Annotated in this window: 17 protein-coding genes; 8 read left to right on the top strand and 9 right to left on the bottom strand. The window is 41.3% G+C overall.

The window, feature by feature from the left end; genetic code table 11:
• Nucleotides 1–143 precede the first annotated feature (143 nt).
• The 3 genes from QE417_RS07600 to QE417_RS07590 all read left to right on the top strand — a co-directional run bounded on the left by QE417_RS07600 (nucleotide 144) and on the right by QE417_RS07590 (nucleotide 1812).
• Entirely contained in the window at nucleotides 144–761 is a 618-nt protein-coding gene (locus QE417_RS07600) for an SMI1/KNR4 family protein (RefSeq protein WP_311948950.1), read from the top strand.
• 49 nt (nucleotides 762–810) lie between these two features.
• Entirely contained in the window at nucleotides 811–1311 is a 501-nt protein-coding gene (locus QE417_RS07595) for a hypothetical protein (protein ID WP_311948948.1), read from the top strand.
• A 72-nt stretch (nucleotides 1312–1383) separates the two neighbouring features.
• Nucleotides 1384–1812 (top strand): energy transducer TonB, encoded by a 429-nt coding sequence (locus QE417_RS07590; protein WP_311948945.1) that lies wholly within the window; start codon nucleotides 1384–1386, stop codon nucleotides 1810–1812.
• A 102-nt stretch (nucleotides 1813–1914) separates the two neighbouring features.
• Here the strand turns inward: QE417_RS07590 and QE417_RS07585 are convergent, their stop codons facing one another.
• The 4 genes from QE417_RS07585 to QE417_RS07570 all read right to left on the bottom strand — a co-directional run bounded on the left by QE417_RS07585 (nucleotide 1915) and on the right by QE417_RS07570 (nucleotide 6114).
• Nucleotides 1915–2649 (bottom strand): class I SAM-dependent methyltransferase, encoded by a 735-nt coding sequence (locus tag QE417_RS07585; protein WP_311948943.1) that lies wholly within the window; start codon nucleotides 2647–2649, stop codon nucleotides 1915–1917.
• A gap of 115 nt (nucleotides 2650–2764) precedes the next feature.
• Entirely contained in the window at nucleotides 2765–3283 is a 519-nt protein-coding gene (locus QE417_RS07580) for a DUF4251 domain-containing protein (protein ID WP_311948941.1), read from the bottom strand.
• Between the two features lie 117 nt (nucleotides 3284–3400).
• Nucleotides 3401–5500, bottom strand: coding sequence for an LruC domain-containing protein (locus QE417_RS07575; protein ID WP_311948940.1), 2100 nt, complete (start codon nucleotides 5498–5500; stop codon nucleotides 3401–3403).
• 266 nt (nucleotides 5501–5766) lie between these two features.
• Nucleotides 5767–6114: a TfoX/Sxy family protein gene (locus QE417_RS07570; protein ID WP_311948938.1), complete on the bottom strand. Its 348-nt coding sequence runs from the start codon at nucleotides 6112–6114 to the stop codon at nucleotides 5767–5769.
• Between the two features lie 54 nt (nucleotides 6115–6168).
• On the opposite strand from QE417_RS07570, the gene QE417_RS07565 reads away from it, so the two are divergent.
• Complete coding sequence (locus tag QE417_RS07565; protein ID WP_311948936.1) at nucleotides 6169–6738, top strand: NUDIX hydrolase; 570 nt, start codon at nucleotides 6169–6171, stop codon at nucleotides 6736–6738.
• Here QE417_RS07565 and QE417_RS07560 read toward each other — a convergent pair.
• Nucleotides 6709–7425: a pseudouridine synthase gene (locus QE417_RS07560; protein ID WP_311948933.1), complete on the bottom strand. Its 717-nt coding sequence runs from the start codon at nucleotides 7423–7425 to the stop codon at nucleotides 6709–6711. The genes QE417_RS07565 and QE417_RS07560 overlap by 30 nt on opposite strands.
• 181 nt (nucleotides 7426–7606) lie before the next feature.
• Between QE417_RS07560 and QE417_RS07555 the strand changes: the two genes are divergently transcribed.
• The 3 genes from QE417_RS07555 to QE417_RS07545 are packed head-to-tail and all read left to right on the top strand — an operon-like array spanning nucleotide 7607 to nucleotide 10923.
• Entirely contained in the window at nucleotides 7607–9805 is a 2199-nt protein-coding gene (locus QE417_RS07555) for an ATP-binding protein (protein ID WP_311948931.1), read from the top strand.
• Between the two features lie 36 nt (nucleotides 9806–9841).
• Nucleotides 9842–10351, top strand: a complete 510-nt coding sequence (locus QE417_RS07550) for a TspO/MBR family protein (protein WP_311948928.1) — start codon at nucleotides 9842–9844, stop codon at nucleotides 10349–10351.
• 32 nt (nucleotides 10352–10383) lie between these two features.
• The gene (locus QE417_RS07545) at nucleotides 10384–10923 is read left to right on the top strand and encodes a hypothetical protein (RefSeq protein ID WP_311948926.1); all 540 of its coding nucleotides are present in this window, start codon (nucleotides 10384–10386) and stop codon (nucleotides 10921–10923) included.
• Nucleotides 10924–11001: 78 nt separating this feature from the next.
• On the opposite strand, the gene QE417_RS07540 is transcribed toward QE417_RS07545, so the two are convergent.
• The 4 genes from QE417_RS07540 to QE417_RS07525 all read right to left on the bottom strand — a co-directional run bounded on the left by QE417_RS07540 (nucleotide 11002) and on the right by QE417_RS07525 (nucleotide 14493).
• Complete coding sequence (locus QE417_RS07540; RefSeq protein ID WP_311948924.1) at nucleotides 11002–11769, bottom strand: SDR family NAD(P)-dependent oxidoreductase; 768 nt, start codon at nucleotides 11767–11769, stop codon at nucleotides 11002–11004.
• Nucleotides 11770–11898: 129 nt separating this feature from the next.
• A complete protein-coding gene (locus tag QE417_RS07535) occupies nucleotides 11899–12894 on the bottom strand; it encodes an MlaD family protein (protein ID WP_311948920.1) in 996 nt (331 codons plus the stop codon).
• Between the two features lie 4 nt (nucleotides 12895–12898).
• Nucleotides 12899–13672 carry an ABC transporter ATP-binding protein gene (locus QE417_RS07530; RefSeq protein ID WP_311948917.1) on the bottom strand — a complete coding sequence of 258 codons (774 nt, stop codon included), beginning with the start codon at nucleotides 13670–13672 and terminating at the stop codon, nucleotides 12899–12901.
• Nucleotides 13673–13683: 11 nt separating this feature from the next.
• Complete coding sequence (locus QE417_RS07525; RefSeq protein WP_311948915.1) at nucleotides 13684–14493, bottom strand: MlaE family ABC transporter permease; 810 nt, start codon at nucleotides 14491–14493, stop codon at nucleotides 13684–13686.
• 149 nt (nucleotides 14494–14642) lie between these two features.
• Between QE417_RS07525 and QE417_RS07520 the strand changes: the two genes are divergently transcribed.
• Nucleotides 14643–15749, top strand: coding sequence for a glycoside hydrolase family 26 protein (locus QE417_RS07520; protein ID WP_311948912.1), 1107 nt, complete (start codon nucleotides 14643–14645; stop codon nucleotides 15747–15749).
• Nucleotides 15750–15765: the final 16 nt, after the last annotated feature.

Below are 15765 nucleotides of genomic sequence, written 5' to 3'. Positions count from 1 at the left end.
GCCTGCGCCTCTCATATTTTTTCTTCTGAAAACCACAAAATTGCGCGATAATTCCTATTTATTGCACGGTGTTCAATTTAGTGTTTCATGAAACATATTGAGCACCTTGAACGCAGTTGAACACCTTGAACACTGACAGGATTGTGTCAGTACTGACGAGTTTGTGCGGTGACCTTTTTCGCTCCCGCAAGCGTCCCCGCTTGTGGTTAATTAGTAAATATTTTTATTTTAGGAAAGTATTATCTACCTATCCGTTTCCACAAGCGAAGACGCTTGCGGGAGCGGTGGAAAGAATAGCAAGTTTAAATAATATGAATATAGAGATTTTAAAGGACCTCAAAAACTCATCAGGCAGAAACTTACCTATATCTTTATCAGAGATTGAAATACTCGAGCAGAAGTATAACAATGGAGTGTCATTCCCAAGATCACTTAAAGAACTTCTTTATGTGGCTGGACAACATTGCGATATTCTTGATTATGGTTTATCGGTTAGCCAAATTGAATTACAGGATATGGCAAGAGAATGTTTATCAGAGGTTGGCAAATCAATAACTACTCCGTTTTATGTAATAGAAATTCGTGATGCTGGCGATTTTTTTTTATTTGTTTATTTGAATCAAGGGCATGACCCACTCGTTAACGAAGCATTAACCTATAAGGATTCTCAAACAAACTTTATAACCGGTTTGACAAAAACATTGTCCAGTTTCTTGTTATCAAGATTGAGTGCACGAAAACAAGGATTTAATCCATTTTAAAGTCCCTCCACTGCTGATGCGAGTTTTCAAGATCTTATCTTAATTTATTATGCAACAAGCAATTATTAGTGAGCTAAATAAACGATATACAGAGGCTGCTGCTTATTACGAAGCGGAAATTGAGAATGACCAACATGATATATTGCCTATATGTTTTATCAATTTAGCTTTTTTGTATTGGTGTTTTGCCTTTGAACTTTTTGAATTTGTTATACCCCATAATATTCCCGACTACTGGAGTAAAAGGGGAGGGGAAAAGTTTTTAACCGTTTTAGATTCTGGGCTGGCGAAATTTCCCAATAACGCTGAGCTTCATTTTTGGAAAAAGTATTTGCTGCATATTAGTTATGGAGATGGGTTTACAAAAGATGATTGCTTAAGTTTAATTGAAACATATGGCTGTGGAGAAAGCAGCGTGCCTTATTTTTTCCTTTATGCCTTGAATAAAGTTAAATATAGCACGCAGAGAGAATTGTTGATAAGTGAGGCTGAGGTAATGCCTACAGCAAAAAATCTGTATATAAAATCGGTACTTTTATCTCACGCTTAAGTTACAACTTAAAACAGAATAAGCATTATCCAGTAAGTCTCGTATCTTAATTGCCATAAACCTGCAATCACAATGAATATATTTAGCAAATTATCACTTATCGCATTGGTCTTATTTGGCAACGCTAAGACATTAATGGCTCAGAAGACAGCATGCTCTTACGATGAAAAGCTAAAGGCATATATTAACGTCGATCAAGGTCCAGAGTATCCGGGTGGTTTGGCCGAATACGGTAGATTCTTTTTTAAGAATTTTAAGCTTCGGGATACAACAAGTGAGTTTCAGAGCCGTGTTAATGTAGCGTTCGTTGTAATGAAAGATGGCACAGTTTCACAACTCCACATCCCTGGGAAGAATAAGGCAAAATATTCGGTATTTGATAAAGAGGCCTTACGTGTTTTGGCTTTAATGCCTAAGTGGAAACCCGGAACTTGCAATGGTAAAATTGTTCCGGTATATTGGGTTATGCCTCATATACTCGAGCCTAATCATGATTTTTAATATTTTCAGCTCATTCCTCAAACTAACCCCCTCGCTCCCGCAAGCGTCCCGCTTGTGTTTAGTTAGAACCCCATTTCCAATAATTACCTCTTTGAGTATATATTATACTTTCCCAATTCTTAACAACACCGGAAACTTAACCCGCTTAAAATCATCATTTCCCCAGTGCTTTTCAATTTCGAGTTTCAGCTCATCAACCGGGTTGTAACCGTTTTGCTTAATAAAATGCTTCACGGCCGACCAGGTGTTTAAGTAACCCATTAAATGCTCGGAGTTCCATTCCAAAACATTGGCAAATTCAGGCGCTTCAATTTCCTCAAATGGGAACGGAATGGTTTGATAGTTTTCATCCACATATTTACGTTCGGCATCCCAATAGCTGTCAATTACATTTCTATAAAAATGATCTATAACAGCATCAACCTCTGCCGAAACCTGTATCATGCCGTAACCGGTTACACAAAGTAGGGCGTTGGCTTTGACTGTTCTTCTTACCTCGTTATAAAATTTTTCAAAATCAAACCAATGGATGGCTTGCGCAACCACAATCAAGTCAAAAAAGTTGTTGTCAAAATTGGTTTGCTCGGCAGGTTGTACGCTGTATGTTATGTTATTTGCCTGGCTGGCGTTGTCTATTTGCGCCTGGCTTACATCGGTGGCATATACCTGCTCAAATCTTTTGGCTAATTCAAAGGCTACTTGTCCGTTGCCAGTGCCGCAGTCCCAGGCTGTTTGGTGTGATGGGGTGATTGATAGTAAGTAATCAAACAGCTCCGGAGGATAGGTAGGCCGGTATTTAGCGTAGTGGTCTGATTGTGTTGAAAAGTTATCTTTCATTGGCTGCGATGTATAATAGTAAAGCTACTAAAAGTTGCTTTAAAACAGCATAGGGACTGTCTTTAAGGCAGTCCCTATGCTGAAGCAAAACTTGCAAACCGAATATTTTTGTAAATCAGTTAAATGTAGTACGGTCAACTTTGGCCTCAATAGTGCCAGTATAGGTCATTCGTGATCTGTTATTACTTATTACCGCTAAACTCGCACTTCCATCAACAGCAATGTCTAAGAGCAGTTCTTTTTCGGTAGTCGAATCTTTGGGTTTAATAGATACATACCAATGTCCGGGTATGCTTTTATCAGCCAGGTAGTCAAAGTTTTTTGATGTAAGTTTAATTTTACTATCGCTTATGCCTCCGCTATTGTAAGAGTTTCCATAATATGGAAGAATACAATTTACGGCCTCAGGGTTTACTTCGAGGTAAAAATAGCTGGTTAAAGTAGTTGATCCGCCTTGTGCTGCAGATGCAAACTCCGCAGTGAAAACATATTTTTGAGATGTTAAGAGTTTTTCTATACCTGCTGCCTGAATAGAGTCTCTAATCGCTTTTTTATTTTTCTTTTGTGCGCTAACAGTAGTTGCAAATACCGACAGCATAACCAGCAATGGCCAGCATACTTTTAAATTTTTCATGATAGTATTAATTGTGAAGTTGTAAACGAATATACACATTAAATAATATGAACAACAAAAAAAGGCCGCCCTTGCAGGCGGCCTGTAACATATACATCAATAAGTATCGGCTTGTAATTATTTTGAGTAAATTTTAGAGTTGTCTCTGAAACCTGCTCCGGTGTTGCTGTACCAGTCGGTAAATGATACACCTCCAGATAGTGCCCAGTCAGCAAAACGAGGATAAGCTTGGGTTACAGGTTGTAACTCGATTGGGTATTTGTATTCGCCTACAAAGTTAATAGCCCAAGGGTAGTTTTCTTTTGACAAGTAGTATTTGTTGCTGGCGGGAACCGAAGTATCATCATCAGTACCGAACAGCGTTTTGGTTGCTTTGTCGGTAGGTGCGAAACCAGGTAAGTGGATTTCGTAACCGCGGCGCATATTGCTGATGAGGAACGGATTGAAGTTAGCTACTTGTAAGTTTGCAGCTGGTACCGGCGAAGCAAATTTCACGTTTACAGTAGCCGTGCTGCCGGTTACTTTGTTTTTATCCATCAGCGTATTGATGAAGAATGCACCGTCAGGGTTTCTTAGTAATGCTTCGTGGTTGTCAAAAGGAACGATAACTGCTTTGGTTTGGCCGTTTTCAACACCGTTGCTTGCAAAGCTGATATAGTTGCTGATGGCTTGTTGGCCGCTAACCGAGTTTACTGCACTTGCTGCAACCGGTAATTGTACCGCAAAGCCGTTTTTGAACGAAGCGCCCGATGCTAACGGAGTATATTCGCCGGTCATTTCAACAACCTGGTTGCTGGCGTTGCTTACAAAAGTGTAGCGGTAGTTTACAACTAAGTCGTTAAGGTCAAAGTCGCCTTTTTTAGGCCAGTTATCTTCAAATGCAATGCTTGCATAACCGGTTTGTGAAGGGTAATAGCTCAGGTAAGCTTTAGAAGCGTCATTAGGGAAAGCGTCTAACTCGTCTAATACACCGTCACCATCTTCGTCGCCACCTTTGTCAATATCAGGCACACCATCTTGTGATATTGCAGTTACCGGATTCGAGGTAGCGTATACCACTAAGTCGTTAAAGTCCTGGTCAGAGCCGTTCTCGCGGTTAATATCCTCAAAGCCCATCAAGAACAGTTTGTGAACATTATCAAATAAAGTAACAACGTGTTTCTTTTTACTGGTGTTAGTTTCAGGGTTCAGTCTGTAGTCTGAATAAAATTTGGTAGCAGTTGTTTGTACACCGCTGCCTGTCCATGCATTTTGTAATAATACAAAACCAATGGTAGTACCAGCGTTAAAGCGACCGATTTTTACTTTATCGCCAGATTTTAAACCGCCGCCCGAACCATTGGCAGAAGCGTTAGGGAAAATCAAAGTAGCGTTGTCAATATCGTCAACAGTGGTTGGAGGATTGTTAGTTGGGTAAGTGTAGTAAGCCAGGCTGTTCATGTAACCGGCACCTTCAGATACGAAAGTGATCCAAACATCGGCAGTAGCTGTTATTTTTAAGTTAGGAACAGCGCTGTTAGTTAAGTACTCAGGGTGAGTATTTGGTAACTGGCTGCCTTCTGGTAATGAAGCATTGATATAAGATAACAAAGACGCATCAATAGCATCAGGAGTGCTTTCCAGGTAAACAGGGCGACCTAAGCTACGTGGATATTGCGTAGTGTTTAAAGTTGCAGTGCTGGTACCGCTGTAAGGGCTTGGGTAAGCAAACACCGGACCGCCTGTAGCAGTAGTACCTTTTAAAGCAGTAGTACCGGTTGATGGGCTCACTACAATTTCCTGGGGCTGAATGTCGCCACCGAAACCGTCTTTACCACCAATTAAAGCAGTAACCGTATTGCTGGTTGATACTAACGCCTGTGCGTTACGCATTAAACCAACATAAGCAGGATCTATAACTAATTTGCTAACCGAGGTTGGGATGGTTACCACGCCTTGCAATATGCCATCTTTATTGGTAACACCTTTAAAAATTGATTCGGTGCTGCCTGGCAGGTATGCACTTACAACAACCCCAGATAGCGCGTCATTATTAGCAGCGCGTAAAGTTATGTTTAAAGTAACGTTTTTAGTGGTTGAAAAATTAAAACCGTCAGGCGCAATCTTGGTTCCGGCAACCGGGGTGGTAGTAGTTTCTTCCGGTTGAGATGCGTCTTTCTTACAGGCAGAGAAGCTAACCACTCCGGCTAATAAGGCACATGTAAAAAGGTGTTTCATATTAAATTATTGTGTAATTTCTAATTCGTACGGTAACCCATAGGCAAAGGGTGTTCCAACTTTAGTTTATTGCTGAAAACGCAATTTTGGGTAATATAAAGTGATTGATTTGTGGCGATAATTCCCCATGGGCTATGCATTTGTGTAGATTGTATGCCCATTTCTACGCAAATTCCCCACAAAAGGTTATGTATAAATAGAGGTTTGCTTAAAACAAAAAGGAGTTTTTATACAGCTTTTGGAGAGAGAATCAGTTTGGCTATAAGTTAGATTGAAGATTGTTTTTTCGAAGCCTTAGCTTGTGGATTATAATCAAGGCACAGGTCAATCCACCGGTTTAGATGTTTTAAATCACGAAGATTTTCAAAATCCACATAAACATAATCTTTCATTAAGCGCCCACCGTGTATCATTTGCCTGCAGGTATCGTTTTCCAGTTCCACCACCGCCCGCTCTTCTCCAATGCGGCACAGCAGGTGGTGTTTGCTAACACAAATGCACATTTTATCATCAACCATAAAGCAAGTGCCACCAAACATGCGCTTTTCATCAATGTTCGGCAAAATGCTTAACGCTTCGCGAATGATATTGGTTAAAGTTGAACTATTGAACATATGTAGCACTTTGTAATTCTAATATACAATTAAAAACTTGCTACTTTAGCCGCTATGAAACCCAATATCCAAAAGTGGAAAGTTATAAACGAAACCGACGTATCTCCAAGTCCGTGGTTCCCCATATTAAAACATACGGTTGAATTGACTAACGGGTTGGTAATCGACGATTATTACTTTTCGCCGCTGGGCGATGTGGTGCAGGTACTGGCCTTAACGCCTCAGCATGAGGTTATCCTGGTGCGCCAATACAAACATGCCTTGGGCGAAATACTGCTCGAACTCCCCGGCGGTATGCAGCAAAAAAATAAATCGCTCATACAATCGGCCTTAAACGAGTTGGAGGAAGAAGTGGGTGTAAAAGCAGAAGCCGAGCAGTTGATCTCGTTGGGTAAAATTGCCAATAATCCTACCAAAACCAAGCAAATTACCTACGGCTATATTCTGTTCAATGCTGAGTTTAATTCGGCCCAAAAGCTGGATGTTACCGAAAATATTGAAGTGCTTACCATGCCCGCCCCCGAGGTTTTACAAAAGGTTAAAGACGGCGAAATATGGGTGACCGATTCTATGAACTTCATACTGAAAGCAGCTTTACAGTACCCCGATATTTTTGGGGTGTAGGGAGTCTTCGCTCCAACCCATCAAAAGCATCATACGAGTAAATTCGGGCATAAGCGGTGCTTCTATAACAATCTCTTCGCAAGTTACCGGGTGTTTAAATGTAAGGCTACGGGCATGCAGCAACATGGTATTCATTTTCCATTGCTCGGTAAATAGTTTGTTTTGCTTGTTGCAGCCGTGGGTTCGGTCGCCAATAATGGGATGAAATATGTGGGCAAAATGCTTGCGTAGCTGGTGCATGCGGCCGGTTTGGGGGCGTGCCTCTACTAATGAATAGCGTGATGTGGCAAACTTTCCAAAGGCAACAGGCAGTTCGGCCCGGGCCAGTGTGGTGTAGGCAGTAAAGGCATCTTGCAGGGTGCCGTTCTCTTTTTTTAACGGATAGTCAATTTCGCCATTATCGGGTGCATGTCCGCGTAAAATAGCCCAATAACTCTTTTTTACGTGGTTGGCGGCAAATTGCTTTTGCATGGCTATCTCGGTTTCTTTATCCAACGCAAAAAGTAATACTCCGGAGGTTTTACGATCGAGGCGGTGGGCCGGGTAAACTGGGCGACCTATCTGATCGCGCAACATTTGCAGGGCAAATTCCTGTACGTCGACAGCAATACTTGAACGGTGTACAAGCAGATCGTGCGGTTTGTTAATGGCAATAAGATAATCGTCGCGGTATAATATGAATAACATGCAGTTGCAAATTTAGCTATAATAGGAAAGCTTTGTTACCACGTTTCTAATTAAAACTGTTGAGGTATAAATAATATATCGAAATATTTTATCTTATGATATATTATTTATTTACTTTGGTATAACCAACGATTGCAGATACGCATTTATACCACTGATTAATTTTTACCTTTTTGAGTAAATGAGCGACAAGTTTACGAGCAGCCATGATGTAATGGCCTTACTGCATACTGCATACACAAGTCGCGTTCATAATTTAAGCCTGAGTATAAACCTGGCTAATAAAGCATTGAGTGCCAGCAGGAAACTTAATGATAAAAGCCTTACAGGAAAAAGCCTTAATCAGCTGTCGTTATTTTATATGATACGGGGCGAATATGCCCGCTCGGTTAGGGCTGCTAACGAAGCTATTAAGCATTTTGAGCAACTGCATGATGACCGTGGTATAGCTGATGCCCGTTACAATATTGCCGGCGTACATTATAAAACCGATAATTATCACCTGGGGCTTGTAAATCTCATGGAGTGCCTTATTGTTTATCGTAAGTATAATGATTACCACAATCAGGCACGGGTACAAAAATCGTTAGGTACCATTTTCGAATACTTTGGCGACCGTAAAAATGCCATTCGCGCATATATGGCTACTATTGATGCTGCCCGGAAAGTGAAAGCCCCCGACCTTATTGCCAATGCTTACAACCCGCTTTCGGGTATTTACCTGAAAATGGATAAGGTGAAACTGGCGATGAAGATCATCAGTAAATCCATTGATATAAAGAATAAAAGCGGCGACATACGCGGGCTGGCTTTTGCGCTCTACGGTCGTGGCAAAGTGTATGCTGCCCAGCAAAAATGGGAAGAGGCCGAGCGAGATTTTCATCAAGCTTTATCAATTCATCGTGACATGGGCGAGCGCTTGGGATTGGGCATGGTTTACTGTAAACTGGGCTCGCTGTATATTAAAACCGGCGATACAGCCAAGGCCAAGCATGTGCTCGAAAAAGCTTTGCAGTTTAGTACCCAGTATAAAATTATCTATATAATTTTTAAATCGTGTTACCAGCTTTATCGCATTTATAAGCAGGAGGGGAATACTGAACGCTCATTAGAGTATCTCGAACAATATCTTCAGCACAAGGAAACGGTTATCAACTCGCAAACCCAAAAGGTGATAGAAAACTATGAGTTGATTGCCAAAATGGAATCGCTGGAGAAGGAAGCACAAATGGAAAAGGAGCGTGCCCGCATTTTGGAGAATCAGGCTCGGGCCGAGCAGGCAGCTTCGGTAAAACAAAACTTCCTGTCAACCATGAGCCATGAAATACGTACGCCTTTAAATGCGGTAATAACCATAACCTCATTACTGAGCGACCGTGTTGATACCGAAGAAGCGCAATTGATTGATTCTTTAAAGTTTGCATCAAACAACCTGTTGCAAATTATTAACGATATACTTGATTTTACCAAGCTTGATACTGGTAAGGTAAATTTGGAGTCTCGCCCGTGTAATTTAGTTAAGCTGGTTAAAGGCCTTTGCGAAACCTACAATAACATGGCTCGCGAAAAAGATCTTGATACCGAACTGTTGATAGATGAACACCTTGCTGATGCCTATGAGCTTGATGAAACCAAGTTAAGCCAGATATTAAACAATTTAATTAGTAATGCCATTAAATTTACCGAGAAAGGAAAAATAACGGCAAAACTGAAGCTTACATCTTCGCAAGGCGAATATGATAGCATACGCTTTACCGTAACCGATACAGGCGTTGGTATACCCAGGGAGTTTTTTGACGAAATGTTTAACAGCTTCACCCAGCCTAAAAGCATTACAACCCGCAAACAGGGTGGTTCGGGGTTGGGGCTTGCCATTGTAAAAAAGCTGGTAGAACTTCATGGAAGCCAAGTTTATTTTGCAAGCAAGGTAGGCGAGGGGTCAAGGTTTTACTTTGATCTTAAACTAAAGAAAGCGGCTAAACAAAAAGTGCAATCAGTTAAGCACTTAAATAAGCTGCACAATAAAGTAGTGCTGCTGGCTGATGATAATATGATTAATGCTATGGTTGCCCGCAAGCTGCTTTCTAAGTGGGGCATATTAGCTGAACATGCCATAAACGGGGTTGACGCCGTTGAAAAAGCCTGTCAAAAAACATTTGATTTTATTTTGATGGATATACACATGCCCGAAATGAATGGGTTTGATGCCACCATACATATTCGTAATAACCATAATCCTAATACCAATACCCCTATATTTGCCCTTACGGCCGATATAACCGCCGAGCACCACGAGGAGTATAACAATTACTTTAACGGCTTTTTACGCAAACCTATTGAGGTTGATAAATTGTATGAAGCACTGTTGGGTATATCATAAATAAACTTATTGCCCGGTGCGTTGTTAACGAGCAATATGGCAACATTACAGGTACAGCAAAAAAATAAGGGTGCGGTAAAATGGTGGGCGTTGGTAATAAGCATTATTATTACCGAAGGCATTGCTTATACAGCTTCAATGTTTACGCGGCCACAAATTTCCGGTTGGTATGCCACACTTAACAAGCCCTCGTTTAATCCACCTAACTGGTTATTTGCCCCGGTTTGGACTACATTATATCTACTTATAGCTATAGCTGCCTGGTTGGTTTGGCAACGCCGTAACGATAGTACTTTATATGCTAATACACGCAATACCTATTTTATTCAACTCATTATAAATTTTGCATGGTCGGCTGTGTTTTTTGGTATGCAGCAAACTTTAGGTGGCTTGGTAGTAATTGTGTTTTTATGGCTGAGTATTGTGGCTAATATTTATTTGTTTAGCAAATTCAGTAAAGTAGCTGCATGGTTAATGGTGCCATATTTATTATGGGTTAGCTTTGCCACTGTATTAAATCTTTATATTTACCTGCTCAACAGGTAGCTTATTAAACTCCTGATGTTAATTTACGCTGGATGAAAAAAATAATACTCGCTATAGTTTTTTTGGTATTAGGTACAGGTATCAGCATGGCCGACACCGTTAGTATTAAACGTTTTGTAGTTAAAGAAAATCCCTTTGCGCAAAATGAGGTTGCCGTGGTAGCTACTGATACTCTTGAGCAAATACAGGAAAGCGTGAACGGCAAATTTGCTTTCACCATTAACGGCTTTGAGTACGATTTGACCTTTCAAAATGGTACAGCTTTCTATCGGCAAAAGCTACAAAAGTCAACATTTATGTATGTAAAGCATAAAAATGAGGCCGGCTCATACTCGGTACTTTACTACATTTACAAACATGGCGATAAACTGAGTCCGTGGAAAATAAGCTGGATGTGGCTGGTAGCTATACCGCTAATCATTGTTTTTATAGGATACCTGTTTAAGCGTTTTATAATTATTGCAGCAGTTGTACTCATCATCTTCATATACTTTAACCATAGCAATGGGTTAAGTATTCCTACCTTTTTTGAAAGTATTTTTGATGGGTTGAAACACTCTGTAATGGGGTAGATTTAGTAGCGGTGGTTATTGGTAGCAGCAGTTGATAGGAGGAATTGGTAAGATAATTACCAATGAGAAATACTCGGTTTAACTCCTTAAATACGACGCACCATTTATATCAATAATACCAGCCGAACTAAACTCAAACCCCGATGATGCATATACCGCCGCTATTCTTGCAACCTCCTCGGCTGTGGCAACACGGTTAAAAGGACTTTGCTTTTTAATGTCCTCACCGGCTTCGCTATTTAAAAATTCGGTGGTCATGTCAGTTTCTACAAAGCCGGGGGCAATAATATGTACGCTTATATTGTGAGGTGCTAAACTCACCGCTAATGATTGACTCATGGCGTTTAAACCCGCTTTGCTGGCTGCATAAGCCGGATGGTCAGGTTCGCCCCTGAAGGCACCACGCGATGAAATATTGATGATCTTACCGCCGTCCTGGTGTATCATTTGCCGCGATGCAAAAAAACACAGGTTAGCCACGCCACTCAGGTTAGTACTAATAGTTTCTTCCCAGCTCTGCTGCCAGTCTTCGTAACTAACTTCGTTTATTTTATGTTCAATGTAAACGCCTGCATTGTTGATCAGTACATCTAATTGCGGGTAGTGCTCCAGCATTTTATCAAAAAAGCGGTGTACACACTTAGGTTTGCTTTGATCTAACTGAAAAAGCCCGTGATTGCCCTGGTGGGCAAGTTCGGTAATGGTTTTTTCGGCCTCTTCAATGTTTTTGTTGTAGGTAATTATTACATCAGCATTTAATGATGCAAATAGCCTTGCACATGCTTTACCTATACCGCGCGAGCCGCCGGTGACGAGTACTGTTTTGCCGGTAAAGTCAATTAACATGGCTCCTTTTCTTGCGGTTAAGTATTTGTTTACTCTTACGCAAAAACAAAAGCAATGTTGCATTTAAATTACAAAATGCTAAACATTGCTTTCATTTATTAGAAGCATAATAATTATGCATCTAAAGTATTACTGCTTGTTATTCGCTTCCTGAGCTTTCTTTTCTTCTTTCTCACGTTTTTTGAAGAAACCTCTTAACAGGAAATTATGCTGCACAGCTTCCAGATCATCGTTCAATTTAATCGAACTCTGGTTTAAGTAATGCAGCATGCTCTTCAGTTCGGCGGCCGATTTTTCGTCGTTCAACAAAGCGCCCATTGCATTGTCGGTACTGTTTAACTTGCTGCTGGCTTTGTTCAGGTTATCAGTTAACACACCCGCTTTTGCGGTGGCCTCTTGTAATTGATTGGCCGACTGCTGTAGTTTAGAAAATACTGCGGTATCGGTAAGCATTTTATCTGCCAGGCCACCTTTGGTATTCATTTTAACGCCAAAGCGGTTAAGTTCTTCGGTCATTTGCGCAGCTCTTGATGTAGTGCTTTGCAAGTTAGCAACCACCATCCTGAATTGCATGGCCAAAGCCGAGTCGGCCAGGAGTGAGCCAGCCAAACCTTTGCCCTCAACCATGTTTTTGGCCAGTGTTTTAAAATCGCCGGTGATTGAAAGTAAATTTTGGTTGTTTTTTTGGAAGGTTTTCATGATCTCATCGGTATTAAGCATCCCTTTCGAGTTCATGAGCGTGCCGTTCTCAATAACCGGTGCCGATGGCGTGCCGCCGTCAATAGCTATAATTTTATTACCAATAAAACCTTCGGAGCTAATTTCGGCAACAGCATCCTTATGGATATATTGCTGAATGTTAGGGTCAACATTAAATTCAACGTCTACCTGGTTTATACCGGTAAAGGTGATTTTTTTAATGGTACCAACCTTTACGCCCGAAAACCAAACGTTATTGCCCTTAATAAGGCCCGATACGTTGGCAAAGCGTGCACGCAGGTGTAAACCATTGCTAAAGCTTTTTTGCTGGTTACCCAAGGTGAATATGCCCACTAAAAAAATGAGTACGCCAACGGCTATAAAAAGACCCACCCAAAAAGCATATTTATTTTCTTTTAATTCCATTATTTCAATCGGTAAAGTTATAGTCGTAAAACTGTTTCACACGTACATCATCAGTAGCAAATACCTCTTCAAATGAACCCTGGCGCTGGAATTGACCATCGAGCAGCATGGCTACACGGTCGCCAACGGCCTTAGCGCAAGTTAAATCATGGGTAATAATGATAGATGATGTATTAAAGCGCTCCTGAACGCTGTTAATTAAGTTATTTATTTCCATCGATGTGATGGGGTCTAAGCCTGCGGTGGGCTCATCATACAGCATAATTTCGGGACGAAGTATAAGAGTACGTGCAATGCCAATACGCTTCCGCTGTCCGCCCGAAAGTTCGGATGGCATTTGATTGATAGTTTGTTTTAAGCCAACAGCTTCTAAAACACGCTCAACCATGCTATCAATCTCCTTACGCTTAAGGTTTTTTTGGTTACGCACCAGCGGAAACTCAAGATTTTTGCGCACGGTCATACTATCGTACAGGGCACTGTTTTGAAACGAAAACCCTATCCGTTTACGCAATTCCTGCAAATCATAGTTGCTGATATTTACAACCTCATTGCCCAAAACGCCCACCTGTCCGGCATCTGCCCTAAGCAACCCCGAAATGATTTTTATCAAAACTGATTTGCCCGTGCCCGAACGGCCGAGTACCACCAGGTTTTCATTTTTAAACAAGTGAAGATCAATACCTCGTAGTACGTGGTAATCACCAAAGGATTTAGTTAAACCCTTAATGTCGATAACCTTTTCGTTATAGTCTATGGCGTGGTGTTGCTTTCCCATTTCTTATTTGTTTAGCGGAACCAGCCGGTTATTTGTACAATAATTACTTCTTCAATAAACACCAAAAACATGGCGGTTACTACGGCAGAGTTAGCTGCCTTACCTACGCCGGCTGTACCGCTCGATGAATTCCAGCCCTGGTACGAGCCTACAATACCAATTGTAAAACCAAAAACCATTGATTTGATGATTGACGATACAAAATCAATGTATCCTAACGGCTGGAAAAACTGCTGCACATAAGTAGTAAAGCTGGTGCCTTCGTTTACATACACGTTAAGATAGCCGCCCAACATGGCTATTAAGCCGTTATATATAGAAAGCATGGGGATGGCAATAGTTGTAGCCAGTGTACGCATACAAACCAGGTATTTAAACGGATGTGTACCCGATACCTCCATGGCATCAATTTGCTCGGTTACACGCATCGAGCCCAGCTCTGCACCAATACTCGAACCCACACGGCCTGCACTAATAAGGGCAGTAACCAGAGGGGCCAAAGCCCGCATGATGGCAATTGAAACTAATGATGGAATCCACGACGTAGCACCAAACTGCAATAATGATGGGCGCGACTGCTTGGTAAATATCAAGCCCACAATAAAACCAGTAACGGTAATAAGCAATAATGAACGTACCCCAACTTCCCAGCATTGTTTAATCAGTTCCCTGAACTCATAGGGCGGGGCAAACACTTCCCTGAAAAAGCGGAATATAAACCTGAATACATCATACACATCAATAAAGAACTGTTTAAATCCTTTAAATATTGATGGCTTAGCCTTTGGTAGCTCGGTTGATGTGCTATTTTGATTATCCATTTAAGAGGGCGTAAAATTACACCATATTTTCAACTAACCTAAAAATTGCCCAAAAGTTATGTTCGGCCAATGTAAAACTTTGTAAAAACTGCATATTTGACTTAATGTTTTCTAAACTATGTATCGCATGTATAATACTCATAACGGGTATGTTAAGTTTTGCCCGTGCACAATATAATTTGCCTGCCGATAGTTTGGCTACAAATGAAACACGGTGGTTGTATGGAAGCATGCAGCGCCTGTCAGGAGCAGGTATTATGTTCGGGCATCATGATGATACGGCTTATGGCGTACATTTTAAGTTGAAAGATAGTTCGGACGTGCATAATGTAACTGGTGCTTACCCGGCAGTGTATGGTTGGGACCTTTCGGGCATTGAATTGGACAGCCTTTGGGACATCAATCAAATTCCTTTTAAAACACAAGCCCGTTTGGTGCGTGAGGCTTACGAGCGTGGCGGTATCAATACCTTTTGCTGGCACATGAATAACCCGGTAACGCTTAAAACATCGTGGGATACCTCGGGAATATACCTCAAACAATTGCTGCCGGGTGGCTCGCACCACGAAATGTACCGCACCTGGCTCGACCGTGCTGCCAAATACTTAAGCAGCTTAAAGGGAAAGGATGGAGAGGCAATTCCAATTTTGTTTCGCCCTTTTCATGAATTGACCGGCAATTGGTTTTGGTGGGGAACGGATAATGCTACCGCCGATGATTTTGTGGCCTTATGGCAGTTTACCGTTAACTATTTGCGCAATAACAGAAAGCTGCACAACCTGCTCATGGTTTACTCGACAGCCGATTATTACTCCGACTGGGAAATGATGGGACGATACCCGGGCGATGAATACGTGGACGTAATTGGTTTTGACCGTTACCAGTTAGATACTACTGCCCAGTACAATTATCATATGAAACGCCAGTTAGAGTTGTTGCAGCAACAGGCCGACGAACACCATAAAATTGCCAGCATTGCCGAAACCGGCTACCAGGGCATACCCGATTCAACCTGGTGGACGAAGCAGCTTTTACCTTTATTATCAACCTACAATAAAATTTCGTACCTGCTTATATGGCGTAACAACGGGCCCGAGCATTACTATGCACCGTTTCCGGGTCAGGGCACTGCCGAAGATTTTAAGCAGTTTTACAAAAGCAATAACATTATATTTAACGACCGGCTTACGCCATTGGCTGTTTATGGCCCGCAGCATTTACAACGGTATAATCAAAAATTGGTGCAAAAGGAATAAATGTTGAACAAACAGT

It is taken from the genome of Mucilaginibacter terrae, assembly GCF_031951985.1.
Classification (GTDB): Bacteria; Bacteroidota; Bacteroidia; order Sphingobacteriales; family Sphingobacteriaceae; genus Mucilaginibacter; species Mucilaginibacter terrae_A.
This window is presented reverse-complemented; position numbering and strand designations above follow the sequence as displayed.

Coding starts and splice junctions, on each gene's coding strand:
- QE417_RS07595 (WP_311948948.1), top strand. CDS start 811: ATGCAACAAGCAATTATTAGTGAGCTAAATAAACGATATACAGAGGCT.
- QE417_RS07590 (WP_311948945.1), top strand. CDS start 1,384: ATGAATATATTTAGCAAATTATCACTTATCGCATTGGTCTTATTTGGC.
- QE417_RS07585 (WP_311948943.1), bottom strand. CDS start 2,649: ATGAAAGATAACTTTTCAACACAATCAGACCACTACGCTAAATACCGG.
- QE417_RS07580 (WP_311948941.1), bottom strand. CDS start 3,283: ATGAAAAATTTAAAAGTATGCTGGCCATTGCTGGTTATGCTGTCGGTA.
- QE417_RS07575 (WP_311948940.1), bottom strand. CDS start 5,500: ATGAAACACCTTTTTACATGTGCCTTATTAGCCGGAGTGGTTAGCTTC.
- QE417_RS07570 (WP_311948938.1), bottom strand. CDS start 6,114: ATGTTCAATAGTTCAACTTTAACCAATATCATTCGCGAAGCGTTAAGC.
- QE417_RS07565 (WP_311948936.1), top strand. CDS start 6,169: ATGAAACCCAATATCCAAAAGTGGAAAGTTATAAACGAAACCGACGTA.
- QE417_RS07560 (WP_311948933.1), bottom strand. CDS start 7,425: ATGTTATTCATATTATACCGCGACGATTATCTTATTGCCATTAACAAA.
- QE417_RS07555 (WP_311948931.1), top strand. CDS start 7,607: ATGAGCGACAAGTTTACGAGCAGCCATGATGTAATGGCCTTACTGCAT.
- QE417_RS07550 (WP_311948928.1), top strand. CDS start 9,842: ATGGCAACATTACAGGTACAGCAAAAAAATAAGGGTGCGGTAAAATGG.
- QE417_RS07545 (WP_311948926.1), top strand. CDS start 10,384: ATGAAAAAAATAATACTCGCTATAGTTTTTTTGGTATTAGGTACAGGT.
- QE417_RS07540 (WP_311948924.1), bottom strand. CDS start 11,769: ATGTTAATTGACTTTACCGGCAAAACAGTACTCGTCACCGGCGGCTCG.
- QE417_RS07535 (WP_311948920.1), bottom strand. CDS start 12,894: ATGGAATTAAAAGAAAATAAATATGCTTTTTGGGTGGGTCTTTTTATA.
- QE417_RS07530 (WP_311948917.1), bottom strand. CDS start 13,672: ATGGGAAAGCAACACCACGCCATAGACTATAACGAAAAGGTTATCGAC.
- QE417_RS07525 (WP_311948915.1), bottom strand. CDS start 14,493: ATGGATAATCAAAATAGCACATCAACCGAGCTACCAAAGGCTAAGCCA.
- QE417_RS07520 (WP_311948912.1), top strand. CDS start 14,643: ATGTTAAGTTTTGCCCGTGCACAATATAATTTGCCTGCCGATAGTTTG.